This is a genomic window from Spirosoma jeollabukense (genome assembly GCF_054777855.1).
In genome coordinates this window covers 1,675,562-1,696,488 of the sequence record NZ_BAAHAD010000001.1, presented here as the reverse complement: position 1 = coordinate 1,696,488, position 20,927 = coordinate 1,675,562, and the positions used below count along the sequence as shown (strand labels likewise).

Sequence of the window (20,927 nt, the reverse complement as noted above, 5' to 3'; positions counted from 1 at the left end):
AACAGCTTCTGGCAAATAAAAAAATGCAGTTCAACTAGCCTTGATGCTCTGTTCCTACTGCTGAAGCTCCAGAAACTACGATCCATCAACCGGTTTTGATGTCGTAAATGTAACCACGAGACAGAAAACAGCCTGGTATTGAGGGGTGGTTTTTGATACAGTTAGAACGTGTAGCGTAACGTAACACCATAGGTGCGCGGATCTCCTACAATACCGGCATAGTGGCCTGCGCTTCCTGGAGCCGCCAGTAACTGCTCGTAATAGTTCGTATTGAAGAGATTTCTACCCCAGATAAAAATCGAAATTCCAGAGGAAGCCCTAAAACCAAGTCGGCCGTTCACCAGCGAATAGCCATCAATATTTAAATATTGAGATGGCGATGGACTCGAAGAAAACGAAGAACGATAGAAAGCATCTACTCCAAGAAAGTAATTTCCTTTTAAACTGATGAGGTTTCCCCTGGCGGTTACTTCACCACCTACCGATCCTGACCATTTTGAGATACCGGGCAATACTCCTCCCGAAATGTCTTTGAACGCTTGCTCTCCACCCGTTTCTTCGAGCGGCACTGGCGCATTTTTAAAAGATACATACTTGCCATCCGTGTAGGCAATGGCTGCGTTTAGGGTTAACCGATTAGCTACCCGTACATTTCCGTCTAGCTCAACACCCATTACCCGTACTTTCTCCGCATTGGCCAGATAGCCTCTGTTTACGCCCGGCTCTGGTGTTTGTACCTGTGTCTGAAAGTCTTTAATTTCTGTATTGTAAACGACCAGATTCAGGGTGGAGTTAGGGGATGGCTTTGTTTTTAAGCCAAATTCGACGTGGTTTACGTGCTCAGGCTTCACTCGGGCCAGATCAAGTAAGGTTTGCCCATTGGCCGTTGGCAATCCGCCAATATTAATTCCGACGGGTTTGTAGCTGATTGCATAGGTTCCAAAGGCATTGATTGTCCGCCCAGCTCTATATTGCAGGGTAACCTGTCCAGAGAAATTACCTTCTGATACGTCCGTGTCGAACGCTTGATTTGTGTAAACTCCGTTCTTTAGGGCTAGCAACGCCGGATCGGTCGTTTGCAGACCTCCGTAGGTTTCCCGTTTGTAGCTGGCTACCTTCTTGTCATAATTATACCGTGCACCTGGCAGAATATGGATTCGATCTGTCAGGGCCCAGTCGAGTTGGCCGAAGGCCGCTAATCCTGTACTCTGAATCCGATTGGTTGTGCGAATGCCGAAATTATCGAACAGACCGGGCGTTTTCCAGAGCACGCTGGTGGAGCTTTGCGCAAAACGCCATTGAGCAGAACCAGCTTCTTCGGTCTGTACGGGGTCGGATTTTAAATCCTGCCAAAGACCGAATAAGCCGACAACCCCACTCAACCGGGAGGAAATTTTACCGGCGTATCGTATTTCCTGCGACCATTGATCATGCACCGAGTTGCCCGACGAAATCGTAAAGACGGGTAAACCAATGTAATCGCGGTCGTTCAGCGGGGTCCACTGCCAGTGCCGCCAGGCGGACGTGGAGGTTAGCGTACCATTACCGATTTTGATATCCGCATTCACCGATACGCCACCCAGGTTATTATCTGCTTTTGAAGGCGTATCAAGGTCAACGATACGTTCAAAAGCGCTTGAATACGGAAGTTTGTAATTTAAATCAGCGATAATGGCGTTGAACTGGCGGTAGGCCGCTCGTTTGGTAGGAACAACACCCGCTACGGGCCAGCCATATCCATTCGGTTTCTGCTCAGAAACATCCCCGATGATGGTGATTTTTACATTGTCGCTTGGCGTGTATAAAAGTTGCGCCCGCACACCGATGTTGTTAATATCATTGATTGGAAGCTGGGTATGTACATTATAAAAGGTCCCATTCCGCTGCGTTCCCGTAAATGACACCCGCACGGCAAGCTTTTTACTCAGTGGCCCCGTAAGTGACCCCTTGGCCTGGATGTACCCATAATTGCCATAACTCAGTTCAAAACTTCCGCCTGGCGTAAACCCGGCAGGACGCGTGGTAATATTAAAGGCTCCAGCCGTTGTATTCTTACCAAATAATGTCCCCTGAGGGCCTCGCAACACCTCCACCTGCTCAATATCGATAAAATCGAGCGCTGTGGCCGCCGGACGGGCGTAGTAAACGCCATCAACATAAAACCCGACACCCGGATCAATACCGTCGTTCGTTAACCCAAACGTAGAGCCTAAGCCACGAATGTTAAGCGTTGTATTTCGGGCGTTGGAGGCATATAACTGAACGGTAGGGACCAGTTCTTTTAATCGGTTCACATTAAAAGCGCCCGCATCTTCGGCCCGGTTTCCACTGACCACGGAGATCGGAATGGGAACGTCCTGCGCCGACTCCTGCCGACGTCGGGACGTAATGACTACATCATCCAACTGATTGGGAGCGTCTTCAAGTTGAATTTCTACGTTGTTATCGTTCAGAACAACTTCTTTGGTTTGATAGCCCACAAAAGAAACTACTACTGTAAACGGTAGCTTTTGGGCTGTAAGAAGATTAAACTGGCCATTTATGTCGGTTGAAGCCCCATTGGTTATTCCCTTAATGGTTACGGTAGCGCCAACTAAGAATTCTTTCGTGCGTGCGTCAACAACTTTACCTGATACTGTTGAATTGATGATGGGTGCATTTTGAGCTATTGCAAGTAAGGGTGTGAATAATATTCCTATCAGCCAGGTTGCCTTTAAAATTTGTTTCATTCCTAATCGTGTTTGGTAGTAATTGTGGTAGCGCTATATGCGAGCATCTGCGCCATGCTTTTTTAATGTTTTACGTATTCTCCCTATTCTCCCGGTTGTAGATAGACTAATAGTACTTATAGTCTATTGGTTTAATAGGAAATGCAAAACAGCCGCTTCTTAGGCGTACTTCCAAACGTTATAGAGAAAATTCTGCTAAGTCGACTGATTTTCTTGGTTAAAAACTAGCTTGTCCAGGAATAGGTCAATAGGAGGGCCATGGCAGGTAAATCTCGTTGGTTTTACTATGTATAGGAGAGTTGCGGATTGGCTGGTAAAAACGCTGATAATTTTATAAAAAAGTCGGTTAAGCACAATATGATGCTTAACCGACTTTGGAAATTATTCTTTATTCGTCTTATACTACGCAGCCCGACTACTCGAAGGTCTACGCAGAATGGTGGAACGTAGTGGTTGGTTCGCTTCTTCAATGACCTGTTCGGACACCATGCCCAAATGATTCGCCCGTTTCAGTACGTAATCAAACGGTACGTTATAATAGTTGACCACTTCACTACGGAAACTATCCGGGAAACGAGACAACCGCAGACCGAAGAACTTCCGCATTTCAGCTTCAGGGAGCATTGCGGCCAGCGCAATACGTTCGGCCTCGACCAGTAACTCCTTGCGGGATGGATAAAGATGTTCCAGGCCAATAGACGCGGCCAGTATATTCAGAAACAGATTTTTGTAGGTAGACGACAGTTCGGCGGGCAGAATAATCCAGCCCTGATCCCGGAACTTGGCTGAAAAACCTGTTAAGCCCTGCTCTCCCCGAATTTCGCCTGCAATCAGTTCGTCCGGAAAGTTTAGGCGAGCCGATTCGCCTGGTTCGTCGTTTTTCTGTAACCGGAAAACAACGGCTTCGACAGGGCTTTTGTGAAATAAAAGATCGTTTGGCATGACGCGTGTATTTTCCCACTGGTCGGTCATGCGCATAAACAAGCTCTCGTTGACGGGCAGGTTTTCGGGGCTGCCTAGACTGATAAGCATTCGGCGATAAGCGGCCAGAAAATCAATCTGGAGTTGGTTCGGATTCGAGCGTCCTTTCTTCATGCGGATTGAGTTGCCGGGCGCTGTGTTTAAGCCAAAACCCGACTCATTAGTATGGTTGTTTGTTGGAAATTGGGGTAGTAAATATACGTAACAAACCGCTGATTTCAAAGGCGTAACACAAACATAATCAGAACCTAATTTGTCAGTTTTGAGCTATATCCATTAGTCCTCGTTCACGAGAATCAAACTGGGCTCTGGCCGCCAGAATTTGATCACTGTGGTTACTGGCCCAATCGCCCAGTTCGATAATCTGCACTAAAAGACTTCGGCCTAAATCGGTCAATTGATACTCAACCCGGGGCGGAATTTCGGCGTAAATCCGGCGCGTAATCAGGCCATCGCGCTCTAAAGTACGTAGCGTAACGGTAAGCATCCGCTGCGAAATTCCATCGATACGTTTCATTAATTCATTGAAACGGAGTGTGCCCGCGTCGCCCAGATGAAAAATGGATAAGGTCGACCATTTATCGCTAAACCGAGCCAGAATATGGCGAATGGGACACGTACCGCCCACCGATTCAACTGTTCCTAAAATTTTTTGCAACTTTTTTTGCAACTGATCTTGCTGATTATCAACAATAGTTCTCTCCATGTGCCTGACGAATTAAAAAATGCCTTCTTGTGGGCGTTATAGCTACTGAATACCTTTGAGTTACCAAAAGTAACTAAGGAATTAAAAAGAACAATATCATGATCGCAATAACCGGAGCCTCTGGCCATTTAGGTAAAGCCACTCTCGAATTTCTGCTCAGTAAAACAAGCCCTGAATCATTGGTCGCCCTTGTTAGGGACCCGCAAAAAATTGCCGAATTTGCCGACAAAGGCGTAGCGGTTCGTCAGGGCGATTACGAAGATCAAGCGTCGTTCATGACGGGCCTTGCCGGTGTTGATACGTTACTGCTGATTTCCAGCGCGGTAGTGGGAGATGATCGGGTTCGTCAGCATAGCAACGTTATCAATTCCGCGAAAGAAGCTGGTGTGAAACATATTTTCTACACCAGTGCCCCAAACCCTTCGCCGAACGCGTTGTTTACGCCTGGTATTGACCATTTCCGAACCGAGAATTTGATTATAGAGTCTGGCTTGACGTACACCTTTTTTCGCAATAACTTGTATCTGGACGTGCTGCCGATGGTTATTGGCGATGCGGCTCAATCGGGTAAGCTCTATTATCCCGCAGGCGAGGGGAAAGTCAATTTTGTGTTACGTACCGACATCGCCGAGGGTTTGGCCAACGCCCTAACCAGCGAAGGTCACGAAAATAAAGTGTATGACATTGGTTCGCCTACAGCCTGGTCGTTCAGCGACATTGCCAACAGTCTAAGTCGCAACGGCACAACAGTTGAGTATGTCGATATTCCGGGCAGTGCCTATGAAGCTGAATTGGTGAAGCATTTGCCACCGGTAGCCGCTAAGATTTATGCCGGAATGGCCGAAGGCATAAAACAAAACGATTTTAACGTATCATCTCCGGTGCTGAAAAATTTGCTGGGCCGTGAGCCAGTTAGTCTGGATACGTATCTAAAGAGTTTGTAATGGGTACCGGGATTTCCAGTCCGTTTTTAATTCAGCAGAAAGGATTAAAACGGACTGAAAGCCTCGGTACCTTTACATTTTCTATTTCGCTAAATACATCGTTGTCCATATAAATAAGGCTTACTTATTCATTTATAAGATTATTCCTACTAAGAAAGACTATTTTTGCCATACGATTATAATGTTCGCTTATATTCCGTATGCCGCGACCTATTCGTTTTCTTCATCAACCATACATTTATTTATTTCTAGCGCTGCTGAGTCCAGTCTTGTTAGCAATTGCTCAGTCGCCACCCAAACCAGCGCCGACCCATGAGTTTGACGTTATTGAAACGACCATTAGCGACATCCATCGGGCTTTTCGTGCGGGCTCGCTGACCAGTGAACAATTGGTGAATGCTTATCTGGAACGTATCAAAACCTACGATCAGCCAACCAGGCTTAACTCAATTATTAGTGTAAATCCGGAAGCACTCGCTACGGCCCGTGCACTAGATGCTGAGTTTAAGAAAACCGGAAGACTGCGCCCGCTGCATGGCATTCCGGTTATTGTCAAAGACAATTTTAATACGAGAGGGCTCCAAACGACGGGTGGTTCCATCGCGCTGAAAGGGTTTGTTCCTGATGAAGATGCCTACCAGGTTCGGAAATTGTGTGAAGCCGGGGCCATCGTACTGGCTAAATCCAATATGGCCGAGTGGGCATTTACGCCCATGCACTCGCAAAGCTCGATAGCCGGCGAAACCCTGAACCCCTACAATTTAGCGTATGTCCCAGCCGGATCGAGCGGTGGTACGGCAGCGGCTGTAGCGGCTAACTTAGGCGCAGTTGGATTAGGTTCGGATACGGGAAATTCAATACGTGGCCCCTCGTCGCATAACGCCTTAGTGGGTTTCCGTACGTCGCTAGGGCTGGTAAGTCGTTACGGGATCATTCCGCTTTACTCTCGCAATGACGTGGGCGGGCCGATGTGTCGCACGGTGAAAGACGCGGCCCGATTGCTGGACGTTACGGCGGGCTATGATCCCAATGATGCGATCACAAAAAACAGCCAGGGCAAAATCCCCAAAAATTATACACAGTTTTTACGGAAAGATGGCCTGAAGGGCACCCGAATTGGCGTGCTACGTCAGCTGAGCGACAAGAATATTCACCCGGAAATTAAAGTGCTTTTCGAGCAGGCTATCGTCGATTTGACGCGGGCGGGCGCGCAAGTCATTGATGTTACGATCCCGGAGTTTGATTCGCTACGGGCCAATCAGTGGTGCGCCGATTTTCGAAATGATGTTGAAACGTACCTCCGAACATTTGTTAAACGGGATTCCCTAAAAACGCTGGAAGATATTATCCGCGTAGGCGGTTATTCGGACATCGTGCGCGATCGGTTAACGTACCAGCAAACTCATACGGGCCGCGCTAACCACCCCGAAATTCCGTGCGGAGATGCGTTTACCGATCCACTACGTATTGCGTACCGTAAAGCCATCGAAGCCAAAATGGATCAGCAGCATGTCGATGCCTTAATTTACCCAAGCTGGAATTATCCACCTGCGCTGGTGGGCGATGCGAAGGGTTACAAAGGCGACAATAGCCAGTTGATTGCTCCCGCAACGGGTCAGCCTGCTTTCACGATTCCGATGGGTTTCACAACCGGCGATTTACCCGCTGGTATTCAGTTTTTGGGCCGCATGTTCGATGAGCCAACGTTGATCCGATTGACGTATGCTTATGAACAGGCAACTCACCACCGGGTAGCCCCCAAACGATTTCCAGCCCTTCGTCAATAATTAGAATTCTATAATCACTACATCACTTCTTTGTCAATGAATCGCCTTACGTTGCCTCCAATCATTTCATTTTTCAGCCTGTTCGCCATTTTATTTTCCGCTTCGGCACAAGGTCAGCCGTTTAGCAAAGCTGACCTTGCCCGATGGCAGCAGCAGGCCAAACAGGTCACTATCACGCGTGATACGTGGGGCGTTCCGCATATCTATGGCAAAACCGATGCGAACGTCGTGTTTGGACTTATGTACACTCAGTGCGAAGATGATTTCGCGCGGGTTGAGGAAAACTATATTACGTCAATTGGCCGCTTGGCCGAAGTGGAAGGCGAGTCCGCGCTTTATCACGATTTACGGGCGCATTTGTTCATGGATAGCACACAGGCGATTGCTACGTATAAAAAGAGTCCGGTCTGGATGAAACAGCTATTGGACGCTTTCGCCGATGGAACTAACTATTATCTCTATACGCATCCGGACGTAACGCCCAGGCTGCTGAAACGATTTCAACCGTGGATGCCGCTGATGTTCAGTGAAGGCAGCATTGGCGGTAACATCAGCGTAGTGCCGATCGAGCGGTTAAAGGCGTTTTATGAGCAGCGTAAATCAACGTCGTGGATCAATAATTTCGATCATTACGAACGCGAATCTGTTGGCTCGAATGGGTTTGCCATTGCACCGTCCAAAAGTGCTACGAAAAACGCGCTACTGCTGATTAATCCGCATACATCGTTCTATTTTCGATCGGAGGTGCACATGGTTAGTCAGGGCGGCTTAAACGCGTATGGGGCTGTTACCTGGGGGCAGTTCTTTATCTACCAGGGTTTTAATGAAAATTGCGGCTGGATGCACACGACCAGTTATGCTGATTCGATGGACGAATATCTGGAAACCATCGAGAAAAAAGGAAACGCGATCTACTATAAACACGGTACTGATCTCAAGCCCGTTCGAACGCAAAAAGTCAGATTAGCCTACAAATCGGGAAATGGCGTTCAGTACAAAGAGTTTACTATGTATTTCACGCAACACGGACCCATTGCGGGCGAAAAGGATGGAAAATGGATTGCCATCGACATGATGAATACGCCCCTGAATGCCCTGGAGCAGTCGTATCTGCGCACGAAGGCAACAGGCTACGCGGGTTTCAAAGACGTCATGAAACTAAACGGTAATGCGTCTAACAATACAATTTTTGCCGATAAAGACGGTACTATCGCCTACTGGCACGGCAATTTTATGCCGAAGCGAGACCCCAAATTTGACTGGAGCCAGCCCGTTGATGGCAGCAATCCTGAAACGGACTGGAAGGGGCTCCATTCGGTCGATGACATTGTGCAGGTACGTAACCCCGCCAGCGGCTGGATTCAGAATTGCAATTCTACGCCCTTTACGGTGTCGGGTCCTAGCAGCCCGGAAAAGAGCAAGTATCCAGACTACATGGCTCCCGATGCTCAAAACTATCGGGGTATCAATGCAGCCCGTGTCTTGAGTCAGAAATCTGTTTTTACACTCGATACGTTGATTGCGGCCGCCAACGACCCACATCTGGTGGCTTTCGAGGAATTGCTGCCACCACTACTAAGCGCCTACCAAACGGTTTCCAGCGATGCAGCAAACCAATCGAAAGACCTGGCCGAAGCCATTCAGATTCTGAAAGACTGGGACAAAACCTATGGTGTTACGTCCGTCGGTCAGACGCTGGCTATTTTCTGGGGCGAAAAAATACAGAAGCTTGCCCGTAGCCGTGCCGCCAGCGATCAGCGATTTGATAACTTGAGTCTTACCGCGTTTACGATCAGCAATACATCACCGCAAGAAAAAGTGACGGCGCTGGCCGACGTGTTAACGGAGCTGACGCGCGATTTTGGCACCTGGAAAACGCCCTGGGGCGATATCAACCGGTATCAGCGCCTGACGGGGAAAATTCAGGAAACCTACGACGATCAGAAGCCGAGTATTCCGGTTGGCTTCACGTCGTCGGCCTGGGGGTCGTTAGCCGCTTTTGCGGCCAGAAACTATCCCGGTACCAAAAAACGCTATGGTAGTGTGGGCAATAGCTTTGTGGCTGTCGTAGAGTTCGGTAAACGTGTAAAAGCCCGGTCGGTGGTGACAGGTGGCCAAAGTAGTCGACCGGGCGCGCAGCATTTCACCGATCAGGCTCCGCTCTACTGCGAGGGCAAGTTTAAGGACGTATTGTTCTATCCTGAAGATGTCCAGAAGCACGTTGAAAAGACGTATCATCCGGGAGATAAGTAATTACAAACCCATAAGGTCTAGCAAACCTTATGGGTTTGACGAAAACTTACTCCACCGTTACCGATTTCGCCAGATTCCTTGGCTGGTCGACGTTACGGCCGCGCATTACGGCAATGTCATACGCCAGTAGTTGCAGGGGGACAACTGATACCAGCGGCATGAGAATTTCATGGACTTTTGGGATCTCAATTGTAAAGTCTACAATACCCGGCAGTTGCGTATCGCCTTCGGTTGTGATGGCAATGACCCGACCTTTGCGCGCTTTCACTTCCTGAATATTCGAAACTACTTTTTCGTACGAGCTATCTTTCGTGGCAATAACGACTACCGGCATATCTTCGTCAATGAGCGCGATGGGACCGTGTTTCATTTCGGCGGCTGGGTAGCCTTCGGCATGTATGTAGCTGATTTCCTTTAGTTTCAACGCGCCCTCCAGTGCAACGGGGAAGTTAAGGCCTCGACCCAGGTAGATGAAATTGCGGGCGTAGGTGAAAATATAGGCGATCTCTTTGATCTTGTCGGCCGCCTGCAATACGCGTTCAACCTTCGCCGGAATGCTTTCCAGTTCAGCTAGTAGCTGCCGGAATAGGGAATCAGAAATAGTGCCTTTACGCTTGGCTGCGGCCAGTGCAATCAGCGTGAGCACCGTTACCTGCGCCGTGAACGCTTTCGTGCTGGCTACGCCAATTTCTGGTCCGGCATGGGTGTAGGCACCTGCGTGAGTCGCCCGCGCAATAGAGGAACCTACTACGTTGCAAACGCCAAAAATTGTTGCTCCCTTTGATTTTGCCAGTTCGATAGCGGCCAGCGTATCCGCCGTTTCACCCGACTGCGAGACGGCAATCACAATGTCGCCTTCTTTGATAATCGGATTTCGGTAGCGAAACTCCGATGCGTACTCCACCTCGACGGGGATACGGGCCAGTTCTTCAAAAATGTATTCAGCTACCAAACCCGCGTGCCAGGACGTACCGCAGCCAACGATGACAATCCGCTTCGATTTGGCCAATTTATCAAGATAATCTCTCAAACCACCCAGCTGTAGTGTTCCTTCGTTGACCCGAACGCGGCCCCGCATGGAATCGGCTATGGAGCGGGGTTGCTCAAAAATTTCCTTGAGCATAAAGTGGTCAAAACCACCTTTTTCGATGGCTTCCAGCTCCAGTTCAATTTTGTGGACGTAGGGCGTTGTCGTAGCATTATCGAGCGTTACGACAGTAAGCGCCCCATTTTTGATAACCGCAACTTCATAATCGTTTAGGTAGATTACGTCTTTGGTATATTCAACAATGGGTGTGGCATCCGATGCCAGAAAGAACTCATTCTCACCAACGCCAATCACTAAAGGGGAACCTTTGCGAGCCGCAATAAGCTGCGTTGAATCGGCTTCGTTCATGATCACGATGGCATACGCCCCCACAACTTCCTGCAAGGCTAGCCGCACAGCCTCTTCGAGTGTACCGCCGTTGTTTTCCCAAATGTCTTCGATGAACTGGCCTAATACTTCGGTGTCAGTTTCGCTGGAGAACGTATGTCCTTTCTTGATCAATGCCTGTTTAATAGCCGCATAGTTCTCAATGATGCCATTGTGGATGATGGCCAGCTTGCGGTGAAAGGAATAGTGAGGATGGGCATTCATGTCGTTGGGTTCCCCGTGGGTTGCCCAGCGGGTATGGCCCATGCCGATCGTGGAGTGAAGCTCTTTGCCCGCCAATTCCTGTTCCAGCGCCACAACTTTGCCTTTTTTCTTATAGACTTCCAGGCCGTGCCCGTTCATCAGGGCTACACCTGCACTATCGTACCCCCGATATTCGAGACGTTTCAGGCCTTTTATCACCAATGGACACGCTTCCCGATGTCCAACATATGCCACAATTCCGCACATAATCTCAGTTGATACCGGTTCGCCGGTACGTTTAGCTGTTATTAATCGAGCTTCTCAAAAAAATGAGGTTGGTTGTTCGATAAGTAAAGTAAATGCAAAAAGCCGGGAATCCCCGGCTTTTTGATAAGTTGATGCAACGACACTACCGAAAACGGGCTGTCTATGCTATTGGGTGCTTTAGAACGTATTGTTCAGCCCACCAATTGCGTATAGAGATTGTAGTAACGGTCGGTTACGTCTTCATCTTCAACGGAATCAAATTTATGCTCCGGAAAATCAGTTAAGATGGCATTCAGGCTTTCGCTCGTTTCTTCTTCGGCCCGAACGACAGCATCGGCATAGGTGGAACCGATACGTATAAAGCCCTCAAAATCAGCCGTTTTTAATTCGGCCAGCATCTCATCGTCAATATCCATCATCCGCGCTTTTTCGATGATGTCGCCTTCGAAACGGTGTTCAAATGAATTATTATAGACCGTGAAAACCGATTTGGTGTCCTTGAACATTGGGTCGTTTTTATAGGTCGTTTTTAAGTACAGCGGAATCAGGGCCGTCATCCAATCGTTGCAGTGGACAATATCAGGCGCCCAACCTAATTTTTTAACCGTTTCCAACACGCCTTTGCAGAAGAAAATAGCCCGCTCGTCGTTGTCGTCGTAGAATCGGTTTTCTTTGTCGTGGAAGACGTATTTCCGTTGAAAATAGTCTTCATTATCAATGAAATACACTTGTAATTTGGCCGTTGGTATCGATGCCACCTTGATAATCAGCGGCTTTTCATCATCACCCACGGCAATATTGATACCCGACAATCGTACCACTTCGTGCAACCGGTTTTTGCGCTCGTTAATAAGACCAAAGCGCGGCACCAGAATTCGGATTTCCATCCCCCGCTCCTGCATAGCCTGTGGCAGTTTGCGGACGAAGTCAGCGACATCAGAGGTTTTGAGGAAAGGGTTGATTTCGCTGGCAACGTAAAGGATACGTAATTTGCTCATAATAGGGAAGTGTGTATTGTCTGTGAGAACAAAAAAACTTGCAAAATTATACAAATTTTTCCCGTATTTCAATACACTTTGCGCAAAAAAGTTGCAAATGCACTATCATTGCGGCCTGAAAAATAAATTAACCGGTATGCATCGCTTCGAGACCATTGCCTCACTGCGTCAACATCTGGCCAAAATCCGCTCCGAACAGACAATTGGCCTGATTCCTACGATGGGCGCCTTACACGAAGGCCACATAACGCTTATTGAAAAAGCTAAAAAGGAGAATGATGTCGTAGTAAGTAGCATTTTTGTTAATCCAGCTCAATTCAATAATCCAGACGATCTGGCTCGTTACCCGCGTACACTGGAAGATGATTGTCAGAAACTCGAAGCGGCCGGTTGTGATATAGTTTTTACGCCATCCGTCGACGAAATGTACCCCGAACCACCCAAGCTGCGATTAAACTTTGGCGAGTTGGAAACGCTGATGGAAGGGGCTTTTCGGCCGGGACATTTTAATGGTGTTGGTATTGTAGTAGCCAAGCTGTTCAACATTATACAAGCCGACCGGGCTTATTTTGGCCAGAAAGATTTACAACAGGTTGCTGTCATCCGGCGACTCATTCGGGATTTGAGTTTCCCTATTGAGTTAGTACGTTGCCCTACAGTCCGTGAGGCAGATGGCCTGGCTATGTCGTCGCGTAACCGCAACCTCACGCCGGGGGAGCGCGCGCAGGCACCAGCGCTGTTTCAAGCGCTAACGCTGGCCCACGAACTAATAAGCGAAGGGCACAGTACAACGCAGGCCAAAGCCGCCGTAACGGGATTTTTTACGACTAATCCCAATTTTCGCCTGGAATACGTCGAGGTTGTCAATGCCGATACGTTGCAACTTGCCAATGAAGTGCTGGCTCCGGGCCAAACGGCCATCTGCCTGGCCGTGCATCTGGGCAATGTCAGACTGATTGACAATCTGGTCTTTTGAGAGGTAAATGGTTATCTTTACGTACTAAACGAACAACTGCTATGAAATCGACCAACACGGAAGAAGCCCCTAATGCGACTATTATGTTGCTACGTCGGCTATCTGTAGAAAAGCGCGAAACAAAGCGACAGATGCGGGAGTCGTTTGCCACCGACCCAGAGGTACAAAAAGCGCTAGAGAAACTAGATAGTCAGCATGCTGAAAAAAGACGTCAAGCCGTATAGTTTTCAACTTACGCCAGGGCTAACAAATAGCTATCTCTTTACCACTGTTTATAAGGCTGCTTATTCTATTAAGTAACGTATCAATCCACAATTCGAAACGCCATTTTGGCTTTCTCACGGGATAAGGCGTTGAAATGCCACCATTCGTACTCGATTGAACTGAAACCACCTTCCCGCATCGCGGTTCGCAGCATGTGCCGATTGTCGATCTGCTTCTGCGTTAACTTTCCTGATTTTAGCAATTCGTCTTCGCGGGAAGGATAGGCCAATACCCCAAAAAAATCATATTTTGTGCCCATGTCGAGCGGCTTGCCATCTTTGGTCGCCACCGTTAAATCCACGGCGCAACCGTAGTTATGGATCGAGCCTTTTCGCGGATCGGCTACGTAGGTCTGGCGTTCACGTTCGGGCATATTGGGCAGCGCGTTCCATAACTTCCACTGCGCTGTGCGGGGGCGGGCTGCATCGTAAACCAGTAGCCGCAGTTCGGGGTGATGGTCTTGCAGGTACTTGCTGGCAACTGCGAGTTTGCGGGCCGCCATGGGCTGCATATAGGCCCTAGTGAGGTCGTCATATACATCTTTACCAACAAAATTATCAGTAGTCGAATATTTAAGCTCAACCAGAATGCTTGGGTCTACTTTCTGCACGTCAACAAGCCCCTGCTTGATCATTGCCTGCTCAACGTTGGGCTGGGCAAAAAGTGAAAGAGCGAACGAGTGAACGAGCGAAAGAGTGATTGTGAAAACAGAAATATGTCGCATTGCTACGTTAAGCCAAAGTTGGTTTGAGACGAATGATCTTGTAAACTTACAGGATTTCTAAACGGAAAGGTATGAGTGGATATACGCCTATCTATTAGCTCGCTGGAACGCCAGCTCGCTCATTCAGTCTTTCGCTTTTTACTTACTGATGGCACTAAACTACATCTGGGTTGCTTTTTTTGTGATTGCCTTTCTGGTGGCGTTGGCTAAACTGATTTTTCTGGGCGATACCGAGATATTCAAAATTGTCGTAGAGGGGCTGTTCGACTCATCGAAAGTAGCCGTGATGGACATTGCCTTGCCACTGGCTGGCGTCATGACGTTTTTCCTGGGATTGCTCAACATTGGCGAGAAAGCGGGAGCCATTAATTTACTGGCACGGATCATTGGTCCGTTTTTCCACAAGCTCTTTCCCGAAGTACCCAAAGGGCATCCGGCGAATGGACAGATGATTATGAATTTTTCGGCCAATATGCTCGGACTTGACAATGCCGCTACGCCTTTCGGCCTGAAAGCGATGGCAAGCTTGCAGGAGCTAAATCCTAGTAAAGAAACGGCCTCCAATGCCCAAATCATGTTCTTGGTCCTGCATACGTCTGGACTACAGATTATTCCACTTAGCGTTATGGCGCAGCGGGCAATTCTAGGGGCTAAAGATCCGTCGGACGTGTTTATCCCGTGCGTTATTGGTACATATGTAACAACTGTTGTGGCACTTGTAGCTGTAGCCCTGAAACAACGCATAAACCTGCTGAATACAACCGTACTAGGCTGGCTAATTGGCATTACGTCGATGATCGGATTAGCCTTGTGGTATTTATCGGGCCTACCGAAAGAAGAAATTGAAACCGTCTCGAAAATTACCGGCAATTTGGTTCTGTTAACGATTGTCGTATCCTTTCTGGTAGGAGCATTAATCAGGAGAGTGCCGATTTTTGAGACGTTTATTGAAGGAGCAAAGGGCGGCTTCGAAACGACTGTAAAGATTATCCCGTATCTGGTTGGAATGCTGGTGGCAATTGGCGCATTCCGTAACGCCGGTGCTATGGATTACCTGGTTGGGGGCTTGAGGTATTTATTTGAGCTAACCGGCATTAATACTGATTTCACTGGTGCTTTGCCCGTAGCGCTCATGAAACCGCTGAGCGGAGCCGGAGCACGCGCCCTGATGATCGACGGCATGAAGCAATTTGGCCCAGATTCATTTGTCGGTCGCTTGGGCTGTATTTTCCAGGGGTCGGCCGATACTACGTTCTACATCGTTGCTTTATACTTTGGTTCAGTAGGTATACGCAACTCAAGGCACGCCATTCCATACGGCCTGTTCGCCGATTTAGTTGGCGTTATTGCGGGCATTGCGCTGGGTTATTTCTTCTTTCACTGAGCAAAAAAGCTCGTAATTGTGTTAGTTAAGTAGCTTAGCTAACTCAACAAACGTACCGTTTCGGCGGCCAAATCGAATGAATATTACCCAAGTCCGAGAACATCTCCATCGATTGATCGACGAAGTAGACGATATCTACGTACTGAATGGCCTATACCGTACCCTGATTTCCGACAAGCGCCAGCGCGAAGATTACGAACGCGAACAGTCCGAAAAAGCTAAAAAACAGTCCCGGTCCAGCGAACGACGTTCAAACTAAATCAATGCGAAAAGGCACCGACGGTCAGGGCAATGATAACTGCGTTGAACCCAAATGACAGTACACCATGAGCCAGGGCCGTTCGGCGCATGGCTTTTGACCCGATCGCTACGTCGGAAACCTGACTGGTCATGCCGATAACAAAGGAGAAGTACGCAAAATCCAGATAATCCGGCTCGGGCTCATGCGGGAAATCCAGACCACCAGGCCGTTTTGTCTGCTTTAAATTATTGCCATAATACAGATGGGCATAACGGATTATAAAAACCGAATGCACCAAACTCCATGAACCAACAATGGCCACAATAGCCAGCATAGGTTGGGTATGATTATTGATCAAGTCAATAATAGCAAACATACTGGCTCCGGCCGCCACGATTACGAACAGTAAAATCAGTAGTCGACTCGAATCCTGAAGGCGCGAAAGCTGTGGTAGATCACGCGGATGAACGGTGAACATAGTTATCCACATCAGTGCCAATACGGTCAGTAAAAAGCTTACCCAGGCAATGGTAAAACGGGCTGATTCATTGCCGTTGGCAGGAAAGATAAAATAGGCACTTGCTGAAACAAACAGGCCGATTATTAATCGATGATGAGAGTCCAGGCAAGCAATGCGACGTACTAAAGCAGCTAGCATATCAATAATAAATGACGTAGTAGATGAAGCAGAGTGAGTTGCAGAATAATTTTCTTTGGGTGGATGACACGCGTCATTGATGTGCAGATTACCAAAATGTTCCTGAAATCGATAGTTGAAAAGGGGGGCTGCCAGATCAATGCCCCTGACTATTTTACCTTTGTTTACGAGATAAGTTAACAGTTCTTATGGCTCAACAAGACCAGCAGCACATAGTTCGGATTGGGGCTGATAAAGAGAAAACAGTTCTTTCTAAATCGCAGAAAGAGTTTAATCGGCTCATCCGAAAGATAGAAAAATTAGGTAGTGATATTCATGACCTGCGCGACGCTGCTCAATACGTTCAGCAGCGGATGCGAGCCGATTACTGGCCTCTCATTGATCAACATAACCAGTTTCGCGTCGAGCTGGTCCGGTTATTCGATCGTGCTTACGACCGAAATGAGCTTACCCGAACAGAAAATAAAAAACTCGCCAGTCTGATTCGTGATCTGGCCTTTGAGTTGATCGCCGTGCATGGTTTCGATGAGCTAAAATCCATTTACGACAACTATGATGCCCAGGGGTTCGACAAAGCCAACGCCGAAACGGATGGACCAGCCTTTCCGGTTAACGAACCCGAAGAATCGATAGAGACGGTTGAAGCTGAGCGGAAGGCTGCTAAACCCAAAAGCGAGAAACGACTGGCACGGGAAGCGAAAAAACTGGTTGAGGAACGTAACATCACGAAGGCCGTTCGGACCGTCTACACGGATCTGGTAAAGGCGTTTCACCCCGACCGGGAACCCGACGACGCTGAGAAACAACGCAAAACTGAAATTATGCACCGCGTGACGGATGCTTACGAAAAAAGTGATTTGCTGGCACTACTACGTCTCCAACTCGAACTTGAACGGATCGACCAGACGCATCTGGAAAACCTAGCCGAAAACCAACTCAACTATTATAACAAAATACTGCGGCAACAGGCGCAGGAATTAGACGACGAATTGGCCGGATTGCAACATGAGTTAGCGGCTCTGACGGGCAAACCCGCTTTTGCAGTCAACTCACGTATTACCCTGGAATTCAGCCTCAACAGTAACATTGCTCAATTGAAGCGGGATGTAAAGCAAATTAAAGCTGACGTCAAGGCGTTGACCAATGTTGATATATTGAAGCAATGGTTGAAATTCAACTAGCGTTGCGTAGCTAGCTGAAGTTTCTTTTGACAGAATTTTTTTACCATAGCGTCCCGTAGAACACAGAGTTTTAAATGTCATTTCTCTCTGTTCTACGGGACGCTATAGACAAAACGGTTACAGGTTAATTCCGCAACGGTTTGCCGCCTGTCAACAGGCTTTGAATCCGTTCAAGGGTTTTCTTTTCGCCCGTGAGTGAAAGAAATGCCTCACGTTCCAGATCGAGTAGGTATTGTTCCGATACGTTCTGTGGACTGCTCAAGTCACCCCCGCAGATGACATAGGCCAGTTTGTCGGCAATTTTCATGTCGTGGTCAGATATGTAGCGACCCATGCGCATAGCCGCGATGCCAGCCTTGAAGAGCGCGATGCCCGTTTTACCCTGCACCTTAATATCTGTGCGTGGTTTAGGCTGCGTGTAACCGTCTTCGGCCAGTTCAATGGCGGCTTGCTTTGCTTCGGCTAGCAGGCGGCTGCGGTTCAGAACGATCTGGTCCGTCGACCGGAGGTAATTCATGTCGCGGGCTTCCTGCGCTGAGGTCGAAACCTTCGCCGTCGCAATATTCATGAACATGTTTTGCAGAATGTTCAATTCGGGGTCGCCAGTTTGGTAAAGGTCCGACGCACGAGCCGCCATTTCTTTTGTACCACCCCCGGCCGGAATTAGTCCGACACCTACTTCGACCAAACCAATATAACTTTCGGCATGAGCCACGGCGCGGTCGGAATGCATGGTTGCCTCGCAGCCACCCCCGAGCGTAAGCGTGTGGGGCGCTACAATCACCGGGATTGACGAATAGCGTAGCCGCGTAATAAGTTTCTGGAATTGAGCGATCATCAGGTTGACCTCATCGAACTCCTGCTCAACGGCAAACATGAACAACGTAGCTAAGTTGGCCCCCGCCGAAAACGCTTCGGCTGAATCATTACCGACGACCAAACCCCGGAAATCCTTTTCGGCTAACGTAATGCCTTTCAGTAGGGCCTCCGAAACGCCCTGCCCGAAGGTGTTCATCTTGCTCCGGAACTCGACGTTCAGAATGCCGTCGCCGATGTCATAGATATTGGCATCGGCGTTTTTCCAAACTATGTTGTTACTCAGGTTCTCCAGAATCGTGAACGACTCAACGCCCGGAATGGCCTTATAACTTTTGGTTGGAATGTCATAATATTTCCGCTTGCCCCCTTCGACTTTGTAGAAACTTGGTTCGGCATTCCGATCAAAGCCAGCATCAAGCATGTCATACACCCATTGCGCGGGTTTCTTCCCCTGCGCTTCAATTAGCTCGACGCCTTGCCTGACACCAATCGCGTCCCAGGTCTCAAACAGGCCCATTTGCCAGCCGAAACCTGCCGTAATGGCCGCATCAATCCGGTATAATTCGTCTGAAATTTCGGGGATGCGGTGGGTAGCATACTGAAAACCATCGGCAAAGGTTTTACGGTAAAATTCGCCCGCTTTATCTTTTCCGGCAATTAGTAACGGGAAGCGTTTTTTGAGACTGTCAATTGCTTTTGTACTGTCTAACGTAGCAAATTTGACCTTCTCAGACGGCTTGTACTCAAACGTTTTCAGATCAAGTGCCAGAATCTGCGTCTGCCCTTTATCGTCCTTTGTTTTCTTATAGTAGCCCTGGCCGGTTTTGTCGCCGAGCCACTTATTTTCCATCAGTTTCTGCACCGAAGCAGGCAACTCAAAACTCGCCCGCGACTCGTCGTGCTCCATGTTGACGAGGTTACTGGCTACGTTGACGGTTGTATCCAGACCCACTACGTCCGACAACCGGAACGTACCGGATTTGGGCCGACCTACCACTGGACCCGTGAGTTTGTCTACTTCTTCAACTGTCAGGCCAAGTTCTTCGGCCACGCGAATTGTGTGAATCAGCGATTGAATACCCAGCCGGTTGGCGATGAAGCCGGGCGTGTCTTTACACAATACGGTCGTTTTGCCGAGGTACAAATCGCCGTAGTTCATCAGGAAATCTATTACGGCTGGATCAGTGTCGGGGCCGGGAATGATTTCGAGCAAACGCAGGTAGCGCGGTGGGTTGAAGAAGTGCGTTCCACAAAAGTTCCGACGGAAATCTTCGCTACGTCCTTCCGTCAGCAAGTGCATTGGAATCCCCGACGTGTTCGACGTAATGAGCGTGCCGGGTTTACGGAACTGCTCAACGCGCTCATAAACAGAACGTTTGATATCCAGCCGTTCCACCACAACTTCGATCACCCAATCGTACGTAGCAATCTCTTTCAGGTTATCATCGAAATTGCCCAGCTTGACCCGCTCCGCAAGTTTGGGACTGTAGAACGATGCCGGACTAGCTTTCAGCATAGTCTGGAAGGCATCATTGACAATCCGGTTACGTACTGCCGGACTTTCTGTGGTCAGTCCTTTCGCCTGTTCAACTGGGTTAGGCTCTTTCGGAACAATGTCCAATAGCAAGACGTCGGCACCAATATTAGCGAAGTGGGCCGCAATACGCGATCCCATAATACCTGAGCCCAGCACGGCTACGCGCCGGATGGTACGATTCTTTGTCTGGGACTTCGGTTTTTCCAGGGTTGCTTCCATAGTTTTATACTACTGGGAACGAGGCTTATACAGAGACGCACTACGTATCTGAACCGTCGTTTCTATCTTTTATTTTAATTAATTCTTCGGCGTCACCAATGTCTTTTGAGCGACCAGTGGCCAGTTTTTCCGTAATCAGGTCATTCAGGCGGATTACTTTAAACGATACGCCATCAAACATTACGTCAATGGCCCGTTCGTAACAGGCGTCAAAATCTATATCCCGGAAGGCTTTCAGATGATAGCCCATATCCAGCGTGAATCCATATTTGCCGACTGCAACAGACGTCCATTCAAAAATTAGCGGAACGTCTTTCAGATGAATAGCCCCGGCAACATCGTTTTCTTCCAGTGCGTAGATTAGATTCGCTTTGTTTTCAGCATCTGATTTTAGCCACAAATCCATATCCTGCGTTGTGCGGATATGCCCATGGACAACGCCTGCCATACCACCCACTAACAAAAACTGAACGTTGTATCGGTTCAGACTTTGCAATAATTGCAGTACGTCGTCATCGGCAATGTTCATGTTTTTGGGAGGGTTTTTGGGATTGGCGTGATAAAGTTTCGAAGCCGTCCTCATTAACCGTGTAAACGCCTTGATTCGGGTTTCCGCACTGTTGTTGAGGATAGTACGCATA

General features: G+C 48.4%; 17 protein-coding genes. 8 read left to right on the top strand and 9 right to left on the bottom strand.

The window, feature by feature from the left end:
• Positions 1-161: 161 nt before the first annotated feature.
• The 3 genes from ACYVEA_RS06880 to ACYVEA_RS06870 all read right to left on the bottom strand — a co-directional run bounded on the left by ACYVEA_RS06880 (position 162) and on the right by ACYVEA_RS06870 (position 4,416).
• Positions 162-2,729, bottom strand: a complete 2,568-nt coding sequence (locus tag ACYVEA_RS06880; RefSeq protein WP_461112625.1) for a TonB-dependent receptor — start codon at positions 2,727-2,729, stop codon at positions 162-164.
• 402 nt (positions 2,730-3,131) lie between these two features.
• Complete coding sequence (locus ACYVEA_RS06875; protein ID WP_461112624.1) at positions 3,132-3,824, bottom strand: hypothetical protein; 693 nt, start codon at positions 3,822-3,824, stop codon at positions 3,132-3,134.
• A 142-nt stretch (positions 3,825-3,966) separates the two neighbouring features.
• A complete protein-coding gene (locus tag ACYVEA_RS06870; RefSeq protein WP_461112622.1) occupies positions 3,967-4,416 on the bottom strand; it encodes a winged helix-turn-helix transcriptional regulator in 450 nt (149 codons plus the stop codon).
• A gap of 98 nt (positions 4,417-4,514) precedes the next feature.
• Here ACYVEA_RS06870 and ACYVEA_RS06865 point away from each other — a divergent pair, with 98 nt between their 5' ends.
• The 3 genes from ACYVEA_RS06865 (at position 4,515) to ACYVEA_RS06855 (ending at position 9,400) form a co-directional block, all read left to right on the top strand.
• Entirely contained in the window at positions 4,515-5,360 is an 846-nt protein-coding gene (locus ACYVEA_RS06865; RefSeq protein WP_461112621.1) for an SDR family oxidoreductase, read from the top strand.
• A gap of 200 nt (positions 5,361-5,560) precedes the next feature.
• Positions 5,561-7,147 (top strand): amidase, encoded by a 1,587-nt coding sequence (locus ACYVEA_RS06860; protein WP_461112620.1) that lies wholly within the window; start codon positions 5,561-5,563, stop codon positions 7,145-7,147.
• A gap of 36 nt (positions 7,148-7,183) precedes the next feature.
• Positions 7,184-9,400 carry a penicillin acylase family protein gene (locus ACYVEA_RS06855; protein ID WP_461112619.1) on the top strand — a complete coding sequence of 739 codons (2,217 nt, stop codon included), beginning with the start codon at positions 7,184-7,186 and terminating at the stop codon, positions 9,398-9,400.
• A 46-nt stretch (positions 9,401-9,446) separates the two neighbouring features.
• Here ACYVEA_RS06855 and glmS read toward each other — a convergent pair whose 3' ends face one another.
• On the bottom strand, positions 9,447-11,285 hold the full coding sequence (gene glmS / locus ACYVEA_RS06850) for a glutamine--fructose-6-phosphate transaminase (isomerizing) (RefSeq protein WP_461112618.1): 1,839 nt from the start codon (positions 11,283-11,285) through the stop codon (positions 9,447-9,449).
• A 191-nt stretch (positions 11,286-11,476) separates the two neighbouring features.
• Positions 11,477-12,283, bottom strand: coding sequence for a glycogen/starch synthase (locus ACYVEA_RS06845; protein ID WP_093830615.1), 807 nt, complete (start codon positions 12,281-12,283; stop codon positions 11,477-11,479).
• 136 nt (positions 12,284-12,419) lie between these two features.
• Here ACYVEA_RS06845 and panC point away from each other — a divergent pair, with 136 nt between their 5' ends.
• Together panC and ACYVEA_RS06835 are read left to right on the top strand one after the other, a co-directional pair.
• Positions 12,420-13,259, top strand: a complete 840-nt coding sequence (panC, locus tag ACYVEA_RS06840) for a pantoate--beta-alanine ligase (RefSeq protein WP_461112616.1) — start codon at positions 12,420-12,422, stop codon at positions 13,257-13,259.
• A gap of 41 nt (positions 13,260-13,300) precedes the next feature.
• Positions 13,301-13,483, top strand: coding sequence for a hypothetical protein (locus ACYVEA_RS06835; protein ID WP_461112615.1), 183 nt, complete (start codon positions 13,301-13,303; stop codon positions 13,481-13,483).
• A gap of 80 nt (positions 13,484-13,563) precedes the next feature.
• On the opposite strand, the gene ACYVEA_RS06830 is transcribed toward ACYVEA_RS06835, so the two are convergent.
• Positions 13,564-14,247, bottom strand: coding sequence for a M15 family metallopeptidase (locus ACYVEA_RS06830; RefSeq protein ID WP_461112614.1), 684 nt, complete (start codon positions 14,245-14,247; stop codon positions 13,564-13,566).
• 148 nt (positions 14,248-14,395) lie between these two features.
• Here ACYVEA_RS06830 and ACYVEA_RS06825 point away from each other — a divergent pair, with 148 nt between their 5' ends.
• The gene (locus ACYVEA_RS06825) at positions 14,396-15,631 is read left to right on the top strand and encodes a nucleoside recognition domain-containing protein (RefSeq protein ID WP_461112613.1); all 1,236 of its coding nucleotides are present in this window, start codon (positions 14,396-14,398) and stop codon (positions 15,629-15,631) included.
• 76 nt (positions 15,632-15,707) lie between these two features.
• Positions 15,708-15,890, top strand: coding sequence for a hypothetical protein (locus ACYVEA_RS06820; protein ID WP_461112612.1), 183 nt, complete (start codon positions 15,708-15,710; stop codon positions 15,888-15,890).
• Position 15,891: 1 nt separating this feature from the next.
• On the opposite strand, the gene ACYVEA_RS06815 is transcribed toward ACYVEA_RS06820, so the two are convergent.
• Positions 15,892-16,530, bottom strand: coding sequence for a DUF1345 domain-containing protein (locus ACYVEA_RS06815; protein ID WP_461112611.1), 639 nt, complete (start codon positions 16,528-16,530; stop codon positions 15,892-15,894).
• A 188-nt stretch (positions 16,531-16,718) separates the two neighbouring features.
• On the opposite strand from ACYVEA_RS06815, the gene ACYVEA_RS06810 reads away from it, so the two are divergent.
• A complete protein-coding gene (locus tag ACYVEA_RS06810) occupies positions 16,719-17,711 on the top strand; it encodes a hypothetical protein (protein ID WP_461112610.1) in 993 nt (330 codons plus the stop codon).
• Positions 17,712-17,835: 124 nt separating this feature from the next.
• On the opposite strand, the gene ACYVEA_RS06805 is transcribed toward ACYVEA_RS06810, so the two are convergent.
• Both ACYVEA_RS06805 and ACYVEA_RS06800 read right to left on the bottom strand, forming a co-directional pair.
• A complete protein-coding gene (locus ACYVEA_RS06805; RefSeq protein WP_461112609.1) occupies positions 17,836-20,286 on the bottom strand; it encodes a 3-hydroxyacyl-CoA dehydrogenase/enoyl-CoA hydratase family protein in 2,451 nt (816 codons plus the stop codon).
• Positions 20,287-20,326: 40 nt separating this feature from the next.
• Positions 20,327-20,926 (bottom strand): nucleotidyltransferase, encoded by a 600-nt coding sequence (locus ACYVEA_RS06800; RefSeq protein ID WP_461112607.1) that lies wholly within the window; start codon positions 20,924-20,926, stop codon positions 20,327-20,329.
• Position 20,927: the final 1 nt, after the last annotated feature.

Bases quoted from the DNA above. Each gene is read 5' to 3' on its own strand.
- ACYVEA_RS06880 (WP_461112625.1), bottom strand. From the start codon at position 2,729: ATGAAACAAATTTTAAAGGCAACCTGGCTGATAGGAATATTATTCACA.
- ACYVEA_RS06875 (WP_461112624.1), bottom strand. From the start codon at position 3,824: ATGAAGAAAGGACGCTCGAATCCGAACCAACTCCAGATTGATTTTCTG.
- ACYVEA_RS06870 (WP_461112622.1), bottom strand. From the start codon at position 4,416: ATGGAGAGAACTATTGTTGATAATCAGCAAGATCAGTTGCAAAAAAAG.
- ACYVEA_RS06865 (WP_461112621.1), top strand. From the start codon at position 4,515: ATGATCGCAATAACCGGAGCCTCTGGCCATTTAGGTAAAGCCACTCTC.
- ACYVEA_RS06860 (WP_461112620.1), top strand. From the start codon at position 5,561: ATGCCGCGACCTATTCGTTTTCTTCATCAACCATACATTTATTTATTT.
- ACYVEA_RS06855 (WP_461112619.1), top strand. From the start codon at position 7,184: ATGAATCGCCTTACGTTGCCTCCAATCATTTCATTTTTCAGCCTGTTC.
- glmS (WP_461112618.1), bottom strand. From the start codon at position 11,285: ATGTGCGGAATTGTGGCATATGTTGGACATCGGGAAGCGTGTCCATTG.
- ACYVEA_RS06845 (WP_093830615.1), bottom strand. From the start codon at position 12,283: ATGAGCAAATTACGTATCCTTTACGTTGCCAGCGAAATCAACCCTTTC.
- panC (WP_461112616.1), top strand. From the start codon at position 12,420: ATGCATCGCTTCGAGACCATTGCCTCACTGCGTCAACATCTGGCCAAA.
- ACYVEA_RS06835 (WP_461112615.1), top strand. From the start codon at position 13,301: ATGAAATCGACCAACACGGAAGAAGCCCCTAATGCGACTATTATGTTG.
- ACYVEA_RS06830 (WP_461112614.1), bottom strand. From the start codon at position 14,247: ATGCGACATATTTCTGTTTTCACAATCACTCTTTCGCTCGTTCACTCG.
- ACYVEA_RS06825 (WP_461112613.1), top strand. From the start codon at position 14,396: ATGGCACTAAACTACATCTGGGTTGCTTTTTTTGTGATTGCCTTTCTG.
- ACYVEA_RS06820 (WP_461112612.1), top strand. From the start codon at position 15,708: ATGAATATTACCCAAGTCCGAGAACATCTCCATCGATTGATCGACGAA.
- ACYVEA_RS06815 (WP_461112611.1), bottom strand. From the start codon at position 16,530: ATGCTAGCTGCTTTAGTACGTCGCATTGCTTGCCTGGACTCTCATCAT.
- ACYVEA_RS06810 (WP_461112610.1), top strand. From the start codon at position 16,719: ATGGCTCAACAAGACCAGCAGCACATAGTTCGGATTGGGGCTGATAAA.
- ACYVEA_RS06805 (WP_461112609.1), bottom strand. From the start codon at position 20,286: ATGGAAGCAACCCTGGAAAAACCGAAGTCCCAGACAAAGAATCGTACC.
- ACYVEA_RS06800 (WP_461112607.1), bottom strand. From the start codon at position 20,926: ATGCGTACTATCCTCAACAACAGTGCGGAAACCCGAATCAAGGCGTTT.